The sequence below is a fragment of the Flavobacterium sp. AC274 genome, assembly GCF_979258275.1.
Map to the genome: position 1 here is coordinate 1134402 of NZ_OZ409852.1, position 16365 is coordinate 1150766.

Consider the following 16365-nt stretch of genomic DNA (forward strand, 5'->3'; position numbering starts at 1 on the left):
ACTCAATGAATTAAAGTTTTAACTCTAAAAAAACTTTTAAAAACAATTAAAATTTTCTTGCTTTTTATTGTAAAAAGTCTATATTTTACGGCACTTAAGGTTAAATAGGTGATTTTAATATACTCATTTTCAATAATTTAAATATTGTCTGAAAAATAGACTACTTTTTTGCCGTTGTTAAAAACTACGCCAAATTGTGAATAAGTTTGGCTTTCATTTTTAGCGATAAATGACAATCTTTGTACTACTCTGAAAAAGCAAAAAATCAGTAAAAAAATTAAACATAAAAGCCATGTCGCAAGTCGAACCAATTTTACAAGAAAACAAGAACCGTTTCGTTATTTTTCCTATCAAGCATCATGATATTTGGGAATGGTATAAGAAAATGGAAGCTAGTTTTTGGACTGCAGAGGAAATCGATTTGCATCAGGATCTTACTGACTGGAATAATAAGTTAAATGATGAAGAAAGATATTTCATTAAACACATTCTTGCGTTTTTTGCCGCATCTGATGGAATTGTAAATGAAAATCTTGCTGAGAACTTTGTAAACGAAGTGCAATATGCTGAAGCGAAGTTTTTCTACGGATTTCAAATCATGATGGAAAATATTCACAGTGAAACTTATTCTTTATTGATTGACACTTACGTGAAAGATGAAGCAGAAAAAGCAGAATTATTTAATGCTTTGGAAGTTTTTCCGGCTATCAGAAAAAAGCAGACTGGGCTTTAAAGTGGATTGAATCTGATTCGTTTGCTGAAAGACTAATTGCTTTTGCAGCAGTTGAAGGTATTTTCTTTTCGGGAGCTTTTTGTTCTATTTACTGGTTGAAAAAACGTGGTTTAATGCCAGGCTTAACTTTTTCTAACGAGTTGATTTCTCGTGACGAAGGCGTACATTGTGATTTTGCAGTTCACCTTCATAATCATCATTTGATTAATAAAGTACCAAAAGACAGAATTAAAGAAATTATTGTTGATGCTTTAGATATTGAAAGAGAGTTCGTTACAGAATCTCTTCCGGTGAGTTTAATTGGTATGAATGCAGCTTTAATGACACAATATCTAGAGTTTGTTGCTGACAGGCTTTTAGTAGAATTAGGTTGCGAACGTGTTTATGGATCAGCAAATCCGTTTGATTTCATGGATATGATTTCTCTTCAGGGAAAAACTAATTTCTTTGAAAAACGTGTTGCAGAATATCAAAAATCTGGTGTGATGAACACAGATAGTGATGCTCAGAAAATTTCATTCGATGCAGATTTTTAGACAACAAAAAATATTTTAGTGTTTTCCCCAAATAAACACTGATTACGATTAAAATTTTATAACAAAACATTTTTAGAATCTCTTTTCCCAAATCGAAGATTCAATAATTTTCAACGCATTTTCGGTCTGATTTCAGATTGGAATAGGGTGGCTATTGAGAATGCCGTAATTCTCAAAAAATAATTTAAAAACACACAATGTTTAAGTCCCGGAATTCGTTTTCTAGTGACTTTCATTTTTTCAATAAACTAAAAAAAGTAAGCTTATGTATGTAGTAAAAAGAGATGGCCACAAAGAGCCCGTAATGTTTGATAAGATTACAGAAAGAATTAAAAAATTGTGTTACGGGCTAAATGAGCTTGTAGATCCTGTTAAGGTAGCCATGAGAGTTATCGAAGGATTGTATGACGGAGTTTCTACATCTGAACTTGATAATCTTGCAGCAGAAACGGCGGCATCTATGACTATTGCGCATCCTGATTATGCACAATTGGCAGCTCGTGTGGCGATTTCAAACCTACATTCGAATACAAAAAAGTCGTTTTCAGAAACGATGAAGGATATGTACAACTACGTAAATCCAAGAAATGGTCAGGAAGCACCGCTACTTTCGGATGAAGTATTTAAAGTGATTCAGGAAAACTCTGCTTTCCTTGATTCTCATATCATTTATACAAGAGATTTCAATTACGATTACTTCGGATTTAAAACTTTAGAGCGTTCGTATTTGTTAAAAATCAACGGAAAAATCGTTGAAAGACCGCAACATATGTTGATGCGTGTTTCTGTGGGTATTCACTTAGATGATTTAAAATCGGTAATTGAAACTTACGATTTAATGTCTAAAAAGTTTTTCACGCATGCAACGCCAACGTTGTTTAATGCTGGAACTCCAAAACCACAAATGTCTTCTTGTTTCCTTTTGGCAATGCAGGATGATAGTATTGATGGTATTTACGATACCTTAAAACAAACGGCTAAAATCTCGCAATCAGCGGGAGGAATTGGTCTTTCTATTCATAACGTTCGTGCGACGGGATCTTACATTCGTGGTACAAACGGAACATCAAACGGGATTGTGCCAATGTTGAGAGTTTTCAACGATACGGCTCGTTACGTAGATCAGGGTGGTGGAAAACGTAAAGGAAGTTTTGCGATTTACATCGAAACATGGCATGCTGATATCTTCGAATTTTTGGATTTAAAGAAAAATACAGGAAAAGAAGAAATGCGTGCAAGAGATTTATTCTTCGCCATGTGGACATCAGATTTGTTTATGAAACGTGTACAGGAAGATGCATCATGGACTTTAATGTGCCCGAACGAATGCCCTGGATTATATGATGTTTACGGAGAAGAATTCGAAGCCATGTATTTGGATTATGAATTTAGAGGAAAAGGTAGAAAAACCATTCGTGCACGTGAATTATGGGAGAAAATCCTTGAATCTCAAATCGAAACAGGAACGCCTTATATGTTGTATAAAGATGCGGCAAACCGTAAATCGAACCACAAGAATTTAGGAACAATTCGTTCATCAAACTTGTGTACAGAGATTATGGAGTACACCTCTAAAGATGAAATCGCGGTTTGTAACTTGGCTTCTATTTCGTTGCCAATGTTTATCGATAACGGAAAATTTGATCACGAAGCGCTTTACAACGTTACAAAACGTGTAACCCGTAACCTGAACAAAGTAATCGACAGAAACTACTATCCAGTAAAAGAAGCTGAAAACTCAAACATGCGTCACCGTCCTGTTGGATTGGGCGTACAAGGTTTAGCAGATGCTTTTATCATGTTGCGTATGCCGTTTACAAGTGACGAAGCTAAAGCTTTGAATCAGGAAATTTTCGAAACATTATATTTTGCAGCCGTAACCGCTTCTATGGAAATGGCTAAAGAAGAAGGACCATATTCTACATTTGAAGGATCTCCAATGTCTAAAGGAGAATTCCAATACAATATGTGGGGAATGAAAGATGAAGAATTATCTGGTCGTTGGGATTGGGCTTCATTAAGAAAAGAAGTAATGGAGCATGGAGTTCGTAACTCATTATTGGTTGCACCAATGCCAACAGCTTCAACTTCACAAATTTTAGGAAATAATGAAGCTTTCGAACCATATACATCAAACATTTACACACGTCGTGTATTGTCTGGAGAATTTATTGTAGTAAACAAACATTTGCTGGAAGATTTAGTAAAATTAGGTTTGTGGAACGAGACATTGAAACAAGAAATCATGCGTCATAACGGATCTGTTCAAAATATTGATATTATCCCGCAAGACCTTAAAGAACTTTATAAAACTGTTTGGGAAATGTCGATGAAAGATATTATCGATATGTCTCGTCAAAGAGGGTATTTTATTGACCAATCTCAATCGTTAAACTTGTTCATGCAAGATGCAAACTATTCTAAACTTACGTCAATGCACTTTTACGCTTGGCAATCAGGTTTAAAAACTGGAATGTATTACTTGAGAACGAAATCTGCTGTTGATGCGATTAAATTCACATTAAACAACGATAAAAAAGAAGAAGTTCCAACTCTTGTTGCAGAAACAGAAGAAATCAACGTTGAAGATTATAAAGCAATGCTTTTGAAAGCTCAAGCCGCAGATCCTGAGGATTGTGAAATGTGTGGGTCTTAATTTTTTTTAAGAAGAAAGAAGATAGAATAAAGAGGAAAGATTTTATTCTCTTAAATAATAGAAAGCAGTTATTGTAATGATAGCTGCTTTTTTTATATCTATTCCCACTTTAATCAAGGATTCGGAAATAATCAAAAGAAGATGTTTATGGCAAAAGTAATATTAGAAAGTTGGAGAGAAGGATTGCTGAAAGTGTCTCTTACTAGATTGCAAAACAAAAAACTTGGTATGTCTTTAATTGATTCTAAAACAAATACTGACATGCTTTTAGAAGATCAGATTATAGTTTTGGAAATTAAAGACAAAATTATTGCGCGCGAGTTTTTCGAACAAGCAGAAAAACTTGGAGTAAATTGTAAATTTTTAGAATAGCAAATGGATCTACAGAAAGAGATTATTGAAAACAAAGAAGAATTTTATAATCTAGCAATTGAGTATTATAATAATATTGATAAAAAACATCGGAAAGAATGTTTAATTACTCCAAAATCGATTTCCATATTGATTGATCATCAATTTATTACAACTCCTTGTGTTGAAATTAAATTAGAACTTATAGATCAGGATTATCAAAAGAACATTGGTCATTACTTTTTATACATTGATGAAAGAAAAGACTTTGTCGATGAATTTCTTGTGTAGATTTCTAGTTCTAAATAACAATATCCCCAAAAAATCTTCGTTGTAATTATTACCAAAGACCTTTTTCAAAAACTAGGTTTCTTAATAATTAAGAAACTTAGCGCCTTCTATTTTAAACCTTTATAGAAAAATTAAGTCATATTGCAATAATCCCCGAATTATGAAAAAAAGTAATCTTTGGTCGTTACGATTGGGTTTTTCCGGCGAGCAAGCCAATGAAATTGAAAAACTAGGATTAGAAAAATTCCTAAAGCGTTCTTATGAATCAAAGTTTGACAAAGAACTTCCTGCTTTTTTGCAAGATGATCCCAAAACAATTGAAGAGCAAAAAAAGAAGCGAGATAATTAGAAATTTGGATAAGGAGGAAAAGAGGAAAATTCTAATAGAAGAAAATTCTACTACAACAAAACTTAAGGAATGGTGGGTTGCTAAAATGCAAACCGAAGAATTTCCATTGCGTGAAAAAATGGTTTGTTTCTGGCACAATCATTTTGTAATAACTTCTCAAAAAGTGAAAACCAATTATTGGATTTATCAACACAATATGATTTTACGTGAGAATGCTTTTGGGAATTTCAAGGAACTGACAAAGAAAATCCTAAAATCTAATTCAATGGTTAAATACCTGGATAATGTAGATAATAAAAAAGGTAAATTCAACGAAAATTTAAGTCGCGAATTGCTTGAATTATTTACTATTGGAATAGGAAATTATACTGAAGATGATATCAAAAATGGTGCACGGGCTTTGGCAGGATTAAGTCTTGGAGATGAACAAGCGGTTTACAGACAAAATTTTGAAGATAATAGCGACAAAACCTATTTCGGAAAAACAGGAAACTGGAAAGACGATGATTTAGTCGATATTATTTTTGAACAAAAAAATATCCCATATTTAATTACACGAAAAATATTAAAGTGGTTTATTTATGATTCCCCATCAGAAGAATTAGTTACTTATTATGGGAATTATTTCAGAAAAGTAAATTTTGAAATAGCGCCGTTACTTACTAAAATCTTCACAGAAGAATACCTTAAAGATAATTCCGGAGAAAAAATCAAAGATCCATTAGTTTATATTTCTCAGCTTATTTCTGAATTGCATCTTAAGGAAATATATGATCAAACTAGGATTGTTGCCTTTTTAAGGCAGCAGGGAATGGATTTGTACAGTCAGACAAATGTAAAAGGCTGGGACGGAGGAAATTCGTGGTTGACTTCTCAACTCTACTTACAGCGAAACAATACTGCCGATTTTCTTTGTAAAGGTGGAAATCTTGCAAAGAAAACACCAGATATGATGAGTAATGAAACTCAGAAACCGAAAGAAGTAGTTAAGATAGAATATGATTCCAGCGGCAATAATAAAACTATCATTACTGAATTATCAAACAGACTGTTGTTTTCTGTAAATGATTCCATGCAAAAAGATATGGAAAATTTACTCAAATATGACTTTGACCCTAAAGGACCTAATTCGAATTTTGCGGTAGTTCGATTGTTTAATTATATTACGAAATTGCCAGAATATCAATTGATTTAAAACTAAAGCTATGAACAGAAGAAATTTTCTAACGCTTACAGGAACGTTTACCGGAGGGCTACTTGTTCTTCCTGAATTTTTACATGCTTTTGGTTCTCAAAATAGTTTGGTTGTTGACGAACAATGTTTGGTATTTGTACAGCTAAATGGAGGAAACGATGGTTTGAATACCTATATTCCATACGATAATCCATTATATTATGATTTAAGAACTAAAATTGCCTTAAATAAAAATATTGTAATTGGAAAAAATAATGGAATGGCATTTCATCCATCTTTAAAAGATTTTGCCCAAATGCAGCAAAATGGAGATTTAACTGTGATTCAAAATGTAGGTTACCCTGAGCCTATTCGTTCACATTTTAGAAGTCAGGAAATTTGGCAAACGGCAGTAGATTCCAATAAATATCTAAATGAAGGCTGGTTAGGACGTTATTTGGATTTGCAATGTCATGGTCATCAGCCAACAGCGGGAATAAATTTGGACTCGATAGATAATCTGGCATTAAAAGGCGCTGAACCAAATTCGATAACATTAAAAGATCCGGATCGATTTAAGATAAAACCAGGTAATGATGAAAATGTAAAATTATCAAACAATCCGCAATTGGATTTTGTTCGAAAAATTGCCAATTCACTTATAGAAGGATCGGATGAAATTCAAAATGCATTGAAACAATCAAAAACAGAAGTCAGTTATCCAAAAACCGGATTGTCTAAAAATCTGGAATGGATTGCACGATTGGTAAAAGGAAATTTAAATTCGAAAGTGTATTATACTTCACTAAACGGATTTGATACACATGACAATCAACTTTCTATGCACGAACGAAAATTAACTGAATTAAATGATGCACTATTTAGTTTTTATCAGGATTTAAAACAGGCTCAATTGCTTCAAAATGTAACAATTGTCGTGTTTTCAGAATTTGGAAGACGTGTAAAAGACAACGGAAATGGAACAGATCACGGAACAGCAGCGCCAATGTTTATCATTGGAGGAAATAATAAAGGAACAATTTTAGGAAAAAATCCAAATTTAGCAGATTTAGATGGTGGTGATTTAAAATATGAAATTGATTTCAGAAGTGTTTATGCTTCTTTATTAAAGGAAAAAATGAGTTTTGATTATTCTAAAATTGGGATTAAGAATATGCCGGTTTCCGGGTTGTTTTAAAAACAGAAAAAAATAAATTTGTTAGTTTGTTTTTGATTGAATTTATTTCATGGTAATTTGATTAAATTTGTAACATTGATAATATTAGTAATATTGAAAATATGGAAATCAAAAATTTATCTAAATATAGTAATGCTGAAAAAATTGTTTTAGCTGAACAACTGTGGGATAGTGTTTCTAAAGAGAATTTAGAAGTTTCTGATGATGTTAAGAGGGAATTAGATATTCGTATTCAAAATTTAGAAGAGGGAAAAACTGAATTATATACTTGGGATGAGGTTAAGGCTCATTTAAGATCGATTAGATAATGCATAGAATTAGGTTTGTTAAAGAAGCATTATTTGATGTTGAAGATATTGTTATTTGGTATGAAAAACAAAGAATAGGTCTTTCTTATGATTTCGAACTTTGCTTAGAAGCTGGGCTTGATGAAATTTCAAGAAACCCAAATGCTTTTCAAAAAAAATATAAAAACATTCAAATTAGATTTATTTCAAGATTTCCTTATGGAATTCACTATCGATTTGAAAAAGATGAAATTGTCGTTATAGGCGTATTTCATACCTCTCGTTCTCCCAAAAATTGGTCAAAAAGATTAAATTTATAAATGAATCTTAATAGCTCACGGACTTAGAAGTTCGTAAACTTTTAAAAACCCCACTGCAATAATCTCATTTTAAGCCATATTTTTTATAATATCATACAAAAGGAATATAATTTGTTAAGAAATCCTCTTTTGTTTCATAAAATGCAATATTTTTTTTGGTGCAGTGAAAATAATTTATACATTCGCAGAGAATTTATTGAAAAACACAAACAAAATGTCTAATAACCGTTTTTATTTTAGCAACTCTTTTTATTTCTTCTTTAGTAGAAGTGAGGATTGTGCTATGGTTATTTGAAAAATATAAAAATACAAATAAAACTAATATACAATCCTGATGCAAATCAGGATTTTTTTTGAATATATGACAACTAAAATTGCAATACAAGGTATAAAAGGTTCTTTTCATCATCAGGTTGTGAAGGAGTATTTCTCTGAAAATGTGGCTATTGATGAATGTTTGTCTTTTGAAGAATTAGTTGACAGCCTGCTTTCCGGAAAATCTGATCAGGCAGTGATGGCAATTGAAAATTCGATCGCAGGGCCAATTATTCCTAATTATGCTTTGATTGACAAGAATAATTTACACATAATTGGAGAACATTATTTAAGCATTCACCAAAATTTAATGACATTAAAAGGTCAGAAAATTGAAGATATAAAAGAAGTTCATTCTCATCCAATGGCACTTTTGCAATGCATGGATTTCCTGAAACAATATCCAAATATCAAATTGGTTGAAGATAAAGATACGGCTGAAACAGCAAGAAGAATTCAGGAAAAACAATTAACAGGAATTGCAGCTATAGGGAGTAAAGTAGCTTCTGAAATGTATGATTTGGAAATCATCGCACCGGAAATTCAAACCATCAAAAACAATATGACTCGTTTTGTGATTATCAAAAAGCAGAATTCATTTTTACCGGAAAGCGAAATTAACAGAGCTTCAATTAAATTTGAATTAGATCACAAAAGAGGAAGCCTTGCAGCGGTTTTAAATGTAATGAGCGATTGCAAATTGAATTTAACGAAAATTCAGTCACTTCCCAAAATTGAAACTCCCTGGAAATATTCGTTTTTCGTAGATGTAACATTTGAGAAATATGAAGATTTTGCAAAAGCCAAATCGTTACTAAATATAATGGCAGAATATTTAAAGGTTTTGGGAGAATATAAAAACACTAAACCTTTTATAGGTTAGAAGTTATTAGTTAAAAGTTATTAGTTAAAAGTTATTAGTTAAAGAGCCTAAAGCTTACAGCTTAAAGCGTAAAGCAAAAAAAATGATTACAACAGCAAAAAGATTAGATACAGTTGAAGAATACTACTTCTCATCAAAATTGAGAGAAGTTCGACAACTGCAGTCTGAAGGAAAATCTATCATCAATATGGGAATCGGAAGCCCTGATTTGAGTCCGTCGAAAGCAGTAATTGAAGCGGTTGCCGCAGCAATTCAAGATGAGAATGGGCATGGTTATCAGAGCTATCAGGGATTACCGGAATTGAGAAAAGGAATGGCAGATTTTTATCAGAATCAATTTGGTGTTGCATTAAATCCCAATAATGAGATTTTGCCTTTGATGGGTTCGAAAGAAGGGATTATGCATATTTCGTTAGCATTTTTAAATGAAGGCGATCATGTTTTAATTCCAAATCCGGGTTATCCAACGTATACTTCGGTAACTAATTTGGTAGGAGCTGTTCCGGTTTATTATGATTTGAAAGAAGCGAATGCGTGGGAACCGGATTTTGAAGCTTTAGAAAAATTAGATCTTTCGAAAGTAAAAATTATGTGGCTGGGATATCCGCACATGCCAACAGGAGCGAGAGGAAGTTTAGCGTTATTTGAAAAATTGGTTGCTTTTGCTAAAAAACACAACATATTATTGGTTAATGATAATCCGTATAGTTTTGTTTTGAATGATAATCCGATGAGTTTATTGCAAATTGAAGGAGCGAAAGATGTGGCTCTGGAATTAAATTCATTGAGTAAAACCTTCAACATGGCCGGATGGAGAGTTGGGATGGTTTTAGGAAATCCTGAAATTATTGATGCAGTTCTCAAAGTAAAAAGCAATATGGACAGCGGAATGTATTACGGAATTCAGAAAGGAGCTATTGCAGCGTTGAATTGTGATAAATCCTGGTTCGAAGATCAAAACAAAATTTACAGACGCCGCAGAGAATTAACAGAAAAACTAGCAGAAAAATTAGGTTGCAAAGTTTATAAAGAAGGAGTTGGGCTTTTTGTCTGGGCAAAACTTCCGGAAGGAATTGAATCAGCAGAAAAGTTCATTGACGAGATATTATATGAGAAACATATTTTCATAACACCGGGAACAATCTTCGGAAGCAATGGTGAAGGATACATAAGATTCTCGTTATGTGTAAAAGAAGAAAAAGTACAAGAAGCGATAGATCGATTTTAGTATTAAGATTTCCTGCAAGGTTTTCAAAACCTTGTAGGTATGAGTTTGAAAGTCTTAATGATACACCTACAAGGTTTTGAAAACCTTGCAGGAGATGTAAAGCTCTTATGAAAACGAGAAGCCCTAGCCCTGATAGAAGTAGCATCCTTTTGTGGTGGGGTTCACCACAAAAGATACAGCGGATAGCAGGAATTAGCTTCAAATAAAAATAATTATGAAAGTATACGTAATAGGAATAGGGCTAATTGGCGGTTCGATGGTGCTGGACATCAAAGAAAAGCATCCAAACGCAACTATTTTTGGAATAGATAATAACGAAAAACATTTGCAGGAAGCAATTGATTTGGGTGTTATCGAGAAAGCAGGAAGTTTTGAAGATTTGGCTGAAGCCGATTTTGTAATTGTTTCAGTTCCTGTTGATGTCGCGCTGACGGTTTTACCTAAAGTACTGGATTTGGTTGGAGATAAAACAATTGTTTTTGAAGTGGGATCGACTAAAAAGCCAATTTGTGAAGCAGTAGCAAGTCATCCGAAAAGAAGAAACTTTATTGCCACGCATCCAATTGCAGGAACAGAGTTTTCAGGACCTTCGGCGGCAATAAAAGGTTTGTTTCAGGGAAAAACGAATATTATTTGCGAGGTGGAAAAAACCACTTTTAAATTGCAGGAAAAGGCTTTGAAGCTTTTTGCAGAAATAGGAATGAGAATTCGATATATGGACCCGATTTCGCACGACAAACACATTGCTTACGTTTCGCATTTGTCGCACATTAGTTCGTTTATGCTCGGAAAAACAGTAATGAACAAAGAAAAAGACGAACAGGATATTTTTGACATGGCGGGAAGTGGATTTGAAAGTACCGTTCGTTTAGCAAAAAGTTCTCCCGCAATGTGGACACCAATTTTTAAGCAAAACAAAGAACATGTTATTGAAACATTGGAAGAATATATCTCAAACCTGAGTCGGTTTAGGGATTTGTTAAAAGAAGAAAATTACAATGCCATTTTTGAAGAAATGGAAAGCACGAATAAAATAAAAGAAATACTAAACGGATTAACAACAACTAAAAAGTAAATTAGAATTAAGATGGAAAATAAGAAAGAAATGAGAAAGTGGTTAGAAGATTTCAATTTAAATCACCCACTTGTGATAGCTGGACCATGTAGTGCAGAAACAGAAGATCAAGTATTGAAAATTGCTCACGAATTAAAAGATTCAAAAGTTAGTGTATTCAGAGCAGGAATCTGGAAACCAAGAACGCGTCCGGGAGGATTTGAAGGTGTTGGAGAAATTGGTTTAAAATGGTTGCAAAAAGCAAAAAAAGAAACTGGTTTATTAATGGGTACTGAAGTTGCAACTGCAGCTCATTGTAAATTAGCTTTAGAACATGATATCGACGTTTTATGGGTTGGTGCTCGTACAACTGCAAACCCTTTTGCTGTTCAGGAAATTGCTGATACTTTGAAAGGAACTGATAAAATCGTTTTGGTTAAAAACCCTGTAAACCCAGATTTAGCTTTATGGTTAGGTGGTGTTGAGCGTTTACACATGGCCGGAATCGAGAAATTAGGAGTTATTCACAGAGGTTTTTCTACTTACGAAAAAACAAAATACAGAAACATTCCAGAATGGCAAATTGCTATCGAATTGCAAAATAAATTTCCTGATTTACCATTAATCATCGATCCATCTCACATTACAGGAGATCGTAAAATGATTTTCGAAGTAACACAAGAGGCTTTAGATTTGAATTACGATGGTATGATTATCGAAACGCACTACGATCCGGACAACGCTTGGTCTGATGCTGCTCAACAAGTTACTCCAGATGCTTTGAAACAAATCATTAAAGATTTGACTATCAGAAAAACGGATGATACTACAGATCAGTACACTCAAAAAATGACAAAACTAAGAGCAAATATCGACGTTCTTGATGCTAATTTATTAGAGTTATTAGGAAAACGTATGAAAGTTGCTGACGAAATTGGTCAGGTGAAAAAAGATGCAAACGTTGCGATTCTTCAAAACAATCGTTGGAACGAAATCTTAGGTAAAATGATTCTTGAAGGTGAGAAAAAAGGTCTTACTGAGGAGTTTGTTTTGAGAATGTTCAAAGCAATTCACCAGGAAAGTATTGGTCACCAGGAAAAAATATTCAACGCATAATATTTTTTAAACCATATAAGTGATATAAGTTTTTTAAGCTTTTTGTTTTCATTAATTTAAGTTTTCTTATATCATAATTAAGATTAAATTGTTTTTTAAGTCTCCATTTCTTCGAAAGAAGATTTGGAGATTTTTTGTTTTTATTACATAGCCTACGGTTTCAACCGTGGGAACGTATCGATAATCATAATCTTTATCGCCAGGATTGAAACCGCGGGCTATGTTTAAAATTATTCATTTATCTTTGCAAAGATTTAGATTTTCAATCTGAAATCTAATCCCGAAGTTTCGGGACAACAATCTAAAATAAAAGAATGACAGGACTCGTATATAAATCTACAGGAAGTTGGTACACCGTAAAATCGGAACAAGGCGATTTTATTGAATGCCGTATGAAAGGGAAGTTTAGGATGAAAGGTATTAAAAGTACAAATCCTATTGCTGTAGGCGATATTGTCGATTATGAACTCGAAGAAACTTCGGATGCGGTAACGGGAACGATTTTTAATATTCATGAAAGAAAGAATTACATCGTTCGTAAATCGGTTAATCTTTCGCATCAAATGCATATTATTGCCTCGAATATTGATCGGGTATTTTTATTGATAACAATTAATAATCCGCCAACAACATTCAACTTTATAGATCGTTTTTTGGTAACTGCGGAAGCTTATAATATCGAAACAATTTTGGTTTTTAATAAAATTGACACTTTTGATGAGCCAACGCTAGAAGATCAATTGTATATGCAATATGTGTATCAGCAAATTGGTTATAAATGCCTGCGTGTTTCTTCTACAGAAATGAAAGGTATTGATGAATTAAAAGATATGATGATTGGTAAAGTAAGCATGTTTTCAGGACATTCCGGTGTTGGAAAATCTACTTTGGTAAACGCTATGGAACCATCTTTGCATCTTAAAACCAAAACTATTTCTGAGGCCAGCAAACAAGGTCAGCATACAACTACTTTTGCCGAAATGTATGATTTGTCTTTTAATGCAAAAATCATTGATACGCCGGGAATTAAAGGTTTTGGAATCGTTGATATGGAAAAAGAAGAAATCAGCGGTTATTTTCCTGAATTTTTCAAATTAAAAGATCAATGTAAGTTTAACAATTGTTTACATAAAGAAGAGCCGCATTGCGCCATTAAAGCAGCTTTAGAAAGAGACGAGATCGCTTGGTCGCGTTACAATAGTTATTTGAAGATTCTGGAAGGTGATGAAGAAAATTACCGTACAGATTCGTATGATGAAGATCGTAAAATTAGCGATGAAACCAGAAACCAAAAGTAATTGTGAATTGTAAATTGTTAATTAAGAAGGATGTTTTTTAGATCTTTTTTAATTAAACTTAATTTTGCTTTACGTCCAAACTTTCCCTCAAAATACATTTATAATTAACCATTCACAATTCACCATTAATATGAAAATTGTTCTTCAAAGAGTATCACAAGCATCCGTAACTGTCGAATCTAAAATTGTTGCTGATATTCAAAAGGGATTATTGGTTTTAGTTGGAATTGAAGATTCCGACACTCAGGAAGATATTGACTGGCTTGTTGGAAAAATCATTAAAATGAGAATTTTTGGTGATGAAAATGACGTTATGAATTGTTCTGTTCAGGATATCGATGGGGATATTATTGTGGTTAGTCAGTTTACACTTCACGCTTCTACAAAAAAAGGAAATCGACCTTCGTACATAAAAGCTTCAAAGCCTGAGTTTGCCATTCCGATGTATGAGAATTTTGTAAAATCTTTAGAAAAAGACTTTCAGAAAAAAGTACAAACCGGAATTTTTGGTGCAGATATGAAAGTTAGTTTGTTAAATGATGGTCCCGTTACTATTTTGATAGACAGTAAAAACAGAGAGTAAAAAATCATAAACAAATGTTAAGGATTTCTAAAAATAATATATATTTGGCGAAATTCCTTACTGATGAAAAGCCCCGTTTTTGCATTATTTTTTCTTCTATTTACCGTTATTTCTTCCGCTCAAAAGAGCGAATTTCTAGCAATTACAATTTCAGATAGTCTTAAACAAAATGCCAATGCGGTAGTTCGCTTAGATCAAACCGATATTACAATTTTGTCGCAGCGAAGCATGAATACCAAAAATCATCGCGTTGTAACTGTTTTTAACGAAAAAGGTTTTGATGATATCGATGCTTATGAATTTTATGATAAATCAACATCGATTAAAAATATTGAAGCTATAATTTACGATGCTTTCGGAAAAGAAATTAAGAAAATAAAAAGAAAAGATTTCAAAGATCAAAGCGTTGTTGGTGGTGGAACTTTGTTTTCAGACAATAGGTATATCTCTCTGGATTATACCCCAATTTCATATCCTTTTACAATTGAGTTTAATAGTGAAGTTCAAACTTCTTCAACAGCTTTTATTCCAAAATGGATGCCTTTGAGAAGTTATGGTGTTAGTATCGAAAAGTCTTTTTTAAATGTAATTTACCCGGCAGATTTGGGCTTTAAAAAGAAAGAAATTCAGTTTTTAGGATTTAATATAAAAAAAATAACAGATACCAATACACAACTGTCGTATAATGCCAGCAATATTTTGGCTCAAAAAAGGAAGATTACAGTCCGTCGTACAGAGATTTATTTCCTAAAGTCATGATGGGTTTAGAGCATTTTCACTTAGAAGGTGTTGATGGAACAGCCACAAATTGGGTTGATTTTGGCAAATGGTATTCTGAAAAAATATTATCCGGAACAACAGATTTGCCTGAAGAAACAAAAGCAAAAATTAAAGCTGTTGTTGGAGATGAAAAAGATCCGATTAAAAAAGCAAAATTAGTTTATGATTTTGTACAAAAAAATCCCGCTATGTTAGTATCCAGGTTGGAATTGGCGGTTGGAAACCCATGTTGGCTACAGATGTCGATCGATTAGGTTACGGTGATTGTAAAGCTTTAACAAACTATACCAAAGCACTTTTGCAAGCTGTTGATGTTCCTTCGTACAATACGGTTTTATATGGAGATAGTTATAAAACCAATATAGAAGCTGATTTTGTTGCCATGCAGGGAAATCACATGATTTTGTGTATCCCAAACGGAAATCATTATACATGGCTGGAATGCACAAGTCAGGATGATCCTTTTGGTTATCAGGGAACTTTTACAGATGACAGAGATGTTTTGATAATTAAGCCCGAAGGAGGAGAAATTGTTCGTACTAAAATATATGAAGACAAAGACAATACTCAAACAGACAAAGGAAATTACACTATAGATGAAAACGGGAATTTTTCGGGATCACTTTCAATTGTTTCAGAAGGATCACAATACAGTTCAAAATCAAGAATAGAACATTTGCAACCTACAGAAAAAGAAAAACATTATAAAGAATATTGGGACAATATCAATAATTTAAAACTTGATAAAATAGTTTTTACTAACGATAAAGAAAATATTCGGTTTACAGAAAACATTCAGGTAAGTGCTATAAATTATGGTGTAATTGCTGCCAACAAATTAATTTTTCCTGTTGATGCTTTTAATCAAAATGCAAATACAATTAAACGAATTCGAAACAGAAAAAATCCATTTCAAATTCAACGTGGATATTTAGATTCTGATGAAATAGAAATCAATTTACCAAATGGTTTTACGATCGAATTTTTGCCTGCAAACTATGAATTGAAAGGAAAATTTGGGGAATACAAAACCGAAATCATCAAAAAAGAAAATAACAAACTCGTTTACAAACGTTCGATGTTTTTAAATAAGGGAAAATATTCGAATAAAGAATATGATGAATATAGGCTTTTTATGGAACAAGTGTCCAAAAACGATAATGCCAAAATTATTTTAGCCAAGAACTAACCAAATATCTGAAATAACTAAACC

17 protein-coding genes and 1 pseudogene are annotated in these 16365 nt (G+C 32.9%); all 18 read left to right on the forward strand.

From position 1 onward, the window contains the following. The first annotated feature begins 292 nt into the window (after nucleotides 1-292). The 18 genes and pseudogenes from ACZZZT_RS05145 (at nucleotide 293) to ACZZZT_RS05230 (ending at nucleotide 16341) form a co-directional block, all read left to right on the forward strand. Nucleotides 293-1269, forward strand: a pseudogene (locus ACZZZT_RS05145) (ribonucleotide-diphosphate reductase subunit beta). A 265-nt stretch (nucleotides 1270-1534) separates the two neighbouring features. Further along, the gene (locus tag ACZZZT_RS05150) at nucleotides 1535-3925 is read left to right on the forward strand and encodes a ribonucleoside-diphosphate reductase subunit alpha (protein WP_463459634.1); all 2391 of its coding nucleotides are present in this window, start codon (nucleotides 1535-1537) and stop codon (nucleotides 3923-3925) included. A gap of 147 nt (nucleotides 3926-4072) precedes the next feature. Then, nucleotides 4073-4297, forward strand: a complete 225-nt coding sequence (locus ACZZZT_RS05155; protein ID WP_463459635.1) for a hypothetical protein — start codon at nucleotides 4073-4075, stop codon at nucleotides 4295-4297. A gap of 3 nt (nucleotides 4298-4300) precedes the next feature. Beyond that, a complete protein-coding gene (locus tag ACZZZT_RS05160; protein WP_302093731.1) occupies nucleotides 4301-4567 on the forward strand; it encodes a hypothetical protein in 267 nt (88 codons plus the stop codon). A 160-nt stretch (nucleotides 4568-4727) separates the two neighbouring features. Next, nucleotides 4728-4916, forward strand: coding sequence for a hypothetical protein (locus tag ACZZZT_RS05165; RefSeq protein ID WP_463459636.1), 189 nt, complete (start codon nucleotides 4728-4730; stop codon nucleotides 4914-4916). Between the two features lie 4 nt (nucleotides 4917-4920). Next, nucleotides 4921-6111, forward strand: a complete 1191-nt coding sequence (locus ACZZZT_RS05170; RefSeq protein ID WP_463459637.1) for a DUF1800 family protein — start codon at nucleotides 4921-4923, stop codon at nucleotides 6109-6111. 10 nt (nucleotides 6112-6121) lie between these two features. Continuing rightward, nucleotides 6122-7288 carry a DUF1501 domain-containing protein gene (locus tag ACZZZT_RS05175; RefSeq protein WP_463459638.1) on the forward strand — a complete coding sequence of 389 codons (1167 nt, stop codon included), beginning with the start codon at nucleotides 6122-6124 and terminating at the stop codon, nucleotides 7286-7288. A gap of 101 nt (nucleotides 7289-7389) precedes the next feature. Next, nucleotides 7390-7596, forward strand: coding sequence for an addiction module protein (locus ACZZZT_RS05180; protein ID WP_302093728.1), 207 nt, complete (start codon nucleotides 7390-7392; stop codon nucleotides 7594-7596). After that, nucleotides 7596-7895 (forward strand): type II toxin-antitoxin system RelE/ParE family toxin, encoded by a 300-nt coding sequence (locus tag ACZZZT_RS05185; protein ID WP_463459639.1) that lies wholly within the window; start codon nucleotides 7596-7598, stop codon nucleotides 7893-7895. Before ACZZZT_RS05180 ends, ACZZZT_RS05185 begins: the two co-directional genes overlap by 1 nt. 361 nt (nucleotides 7896-8256) lie before the next feature. After that, nucleotides 8257-9093: a prephenate dehydratase gene (locus tag ACZZZT_RS05190; RefSeq protein WP_042563665.1), complete on the forward strand. Its 837-nt coding sequence runs from the start codon at nucleotides 8257-8259 to the stop codon at nucleotides 9091-9093. Between the two features lie 82 nt (nucleotides 9094-9175). Continuing rightward, the gene (locus tag ACZZZT_RS05195; protein ID WP_463459640.1) at nucleotides 9176-10321 is read left to right on the forward strand and encodes a pyridoxal phosphate-dependent aminotransferase; all 1146 of its coding nucleotides are present in this window, start codon (nucleotides 9176-9178) and stop codon (nucleotides 10319-10321) included. A 214-nt stretch (nucleotides 10322-10535) separates the two neighbouring features. After that, the gene (locus ACZZZT_RS05200; protein ID WP_042563667.1) at nucleotides 10536-11396 is read left to right on the forward strand and encodes a prephenate dehydrogenase; all 861 of its coding nucleotides are present in this window, start codon (nucleotides 10536-10538) and stop codon (nucleotides 11394-11396) included. 12 nt (nucleotides 11397-11408) lie between these two features. Then, the gene (locus tag ACZZZT_RS05205) at nucleotides 11409-12491 is read left to right on the forward strand and encodes a bifunctional 3-deoxy-7-phosphoheptulonate synthase/chorismate mutase type II (protein WP_115847983.1); all 1083 of its coding nucleotides are present in this window, start codon (nucleotides 11409-11411) and stop codon (nucleotides 12489-12491) included. Between the two features lie 314 nt (nucleotides 12492-12805). Next, nucleotides 12806-13789, forward strand: coding sequence for a ribosome small subunit-dependent GTPase A (gene rsgA, locus ACZZZT_RS05210; RefSeq protein ID WP_463459641.1), 984 nt, complete (start codon nucleotides 12806-12808; stop codon nucleotides 13787-13789). A gap of 130 nt (nucleotides 13790-13919) precedes the next feature. Continuing rightward, complete coding sequence (gene dtd, locus ACZZZT_RS05215) at nucleotides 13920-14372, forward strand: D-aminoacyl-tRNA deacylase (protein ID WP_463459642.1); 453 nt, start codon at nucleotides 13920-13922, stop codon at nucleotides 14370-14372. Between the two features lie 63 nt (nucleotides 14373-14435). Further along, a complete protein-coding gene (locus ACZZZT_RS05220; protein WP_463459643.1) occupies nucleotides 14436-15131 on the forward strand; it encodes a DUF3857 domain-containing protein in 696 nt (231 codons plus the stop codon). Continuing rightward, nucleotides 15128-15406 carry a hypothetical protein gene (locus tag ACZZZT_RS05225; protein WP_463459644.1) on the forward strand — a complete coding sequence of 93 codons (279 nt, stop codon included), beginning with the start codon at nucleotides 15128-15130 and terminating at the stop codon, nucleotides 15404-15406. Before ACZZZT_RS05220 ends, ACZZZT_RS05225 begins: the two co-directional genes overlap by 4 nt. Then, nucleotides 15379-16341, forward strand: coding sequence for a DUF3858 domain-containing protein (locus tag ACZZZT_RS05230; RefSeq protein WP_463459645.1), 963 nt, complete (start codon nucleotides 15379-15381; stop codon nucleotides 16339-16341). Before ACZZZT_RS05225 ends, ACZZZT_RS05230 begins: the two co-directional genes overlap by 28 nt. Nucleotides 16342-16365: the final 24 nt, after the last annotated feature.

Bases quoted from the DNA above. Each gene is read 5' to 3' on its own strand.
- ACZZZT_RS05150 (WP_463459634.1), top strand. From the start codon at position 1,535: ATGTATGTAGTAAAAAGAGATGGCCACAAAGAGCCCGTAATGTTTGAT.
- ACZZZT_RS05155 (WP_463459635.1), top strand. From the start codon at position 4,073: ATGGCAAAAGTAATATTAGAAAGTTGGAGAGAAGGATTGCTGAAAGTG.
- ACZZZT_RS05160 (WP_302093731.1), top strand. From the start codon at position 4,301: ATGGATCTACAGAAAGAGATTATTGAAAACAAAGAAGAATTTTATAAT.
- ACZZZT_RS05165 (WP_463459636.1), top strand. From the start codon at position 4,728: ATGAAAAAAAGTAATCTTTGGTCGTTACGATTGGGTTTTTCCGGCGAG.
- ACZZZT_RS05175 (WP_463459638.1), top strand. From the start codon at position 6,122: ATGAACAGAAGAAATTTTCTAACGCTTACAGGAACGTTTACCGGAGGG.
- ACZZZT_RS05180 (WP_302093728.1), top strand. From the start codon at position 7,390: ATGGAAATCAAAAATTTATCTAAATATAGTAATGCTGAAAAAATTGTT.
- ACZZZT_RS05185 (WP_463459639.1), top strand. From the start codon at position 7,596: ATGCATAGAATTAGGTTTGTTAAAGAAGCATTATTTGATGTTGAAGAT.
- ACZZZT_RS05190 (WP_042563665.1), top strand. From the start codon at position 8,257: ATGACAACTAAAATTGCAATACAAGGTATAAAAGGTTCTTTTCATCAT.
- ACZZZT_RS05195 (WP_463459640.1), top strand. From the start codon at position 9,176: ATGATTACAACAGCAAAAAGATTAGATACAGTTGAAGAATACTACTTC.
- ACZZZT_RS05200 (WP_042563667.1), top strand. From the start codon at position 10,536: ATGAAAGTATACGTAATAGGAATAGGGCTAATTGGCGGTTCGATGGTG.
- ACZZZT_RS05205 (WP_115847983.1), top strand. From the start codon at position 11,409: ATGGAAAATAAGAAAGAAATGAGAAAGTGGTTAGAAGATTTCAATTTA.
- rsgA (WP_463459641.1), top strand. From the start codon at position 12,806: ATGACAGGACTCGTATATAAATCTACAGGAAGTTGGTACACCGTAAAA.
- dtd (WP_463459642.1), top strand. From the start codon at position 13,920: ATGAAAATTGTTCTTCAAAGAGTATCACAAGCATCCGTAACTGTCGAA.
- ACZZZT_RS05220 (WP_463459643.1), top strand. From the start codon at position 14,436: ATGAAAAGCCCCGTTTTTGCATTATTTTTTCTTCTATTTACCGTTATT.
- ACZZZT_RS05225 (WP_463459644.1), top strand. From the start codon at position 15,128: ATGATGGGTTTAGAGCATTTTCACTTAGAAGGTGTTGATGGAACAGCC.
- ACZZZT_RS05230 (WP_463459645.1), top strand. From the start codon at position 15,379: ATGTTGGCTACAGATGTCGATCGATTAGGTTACGGTGATTGTAAAGCT.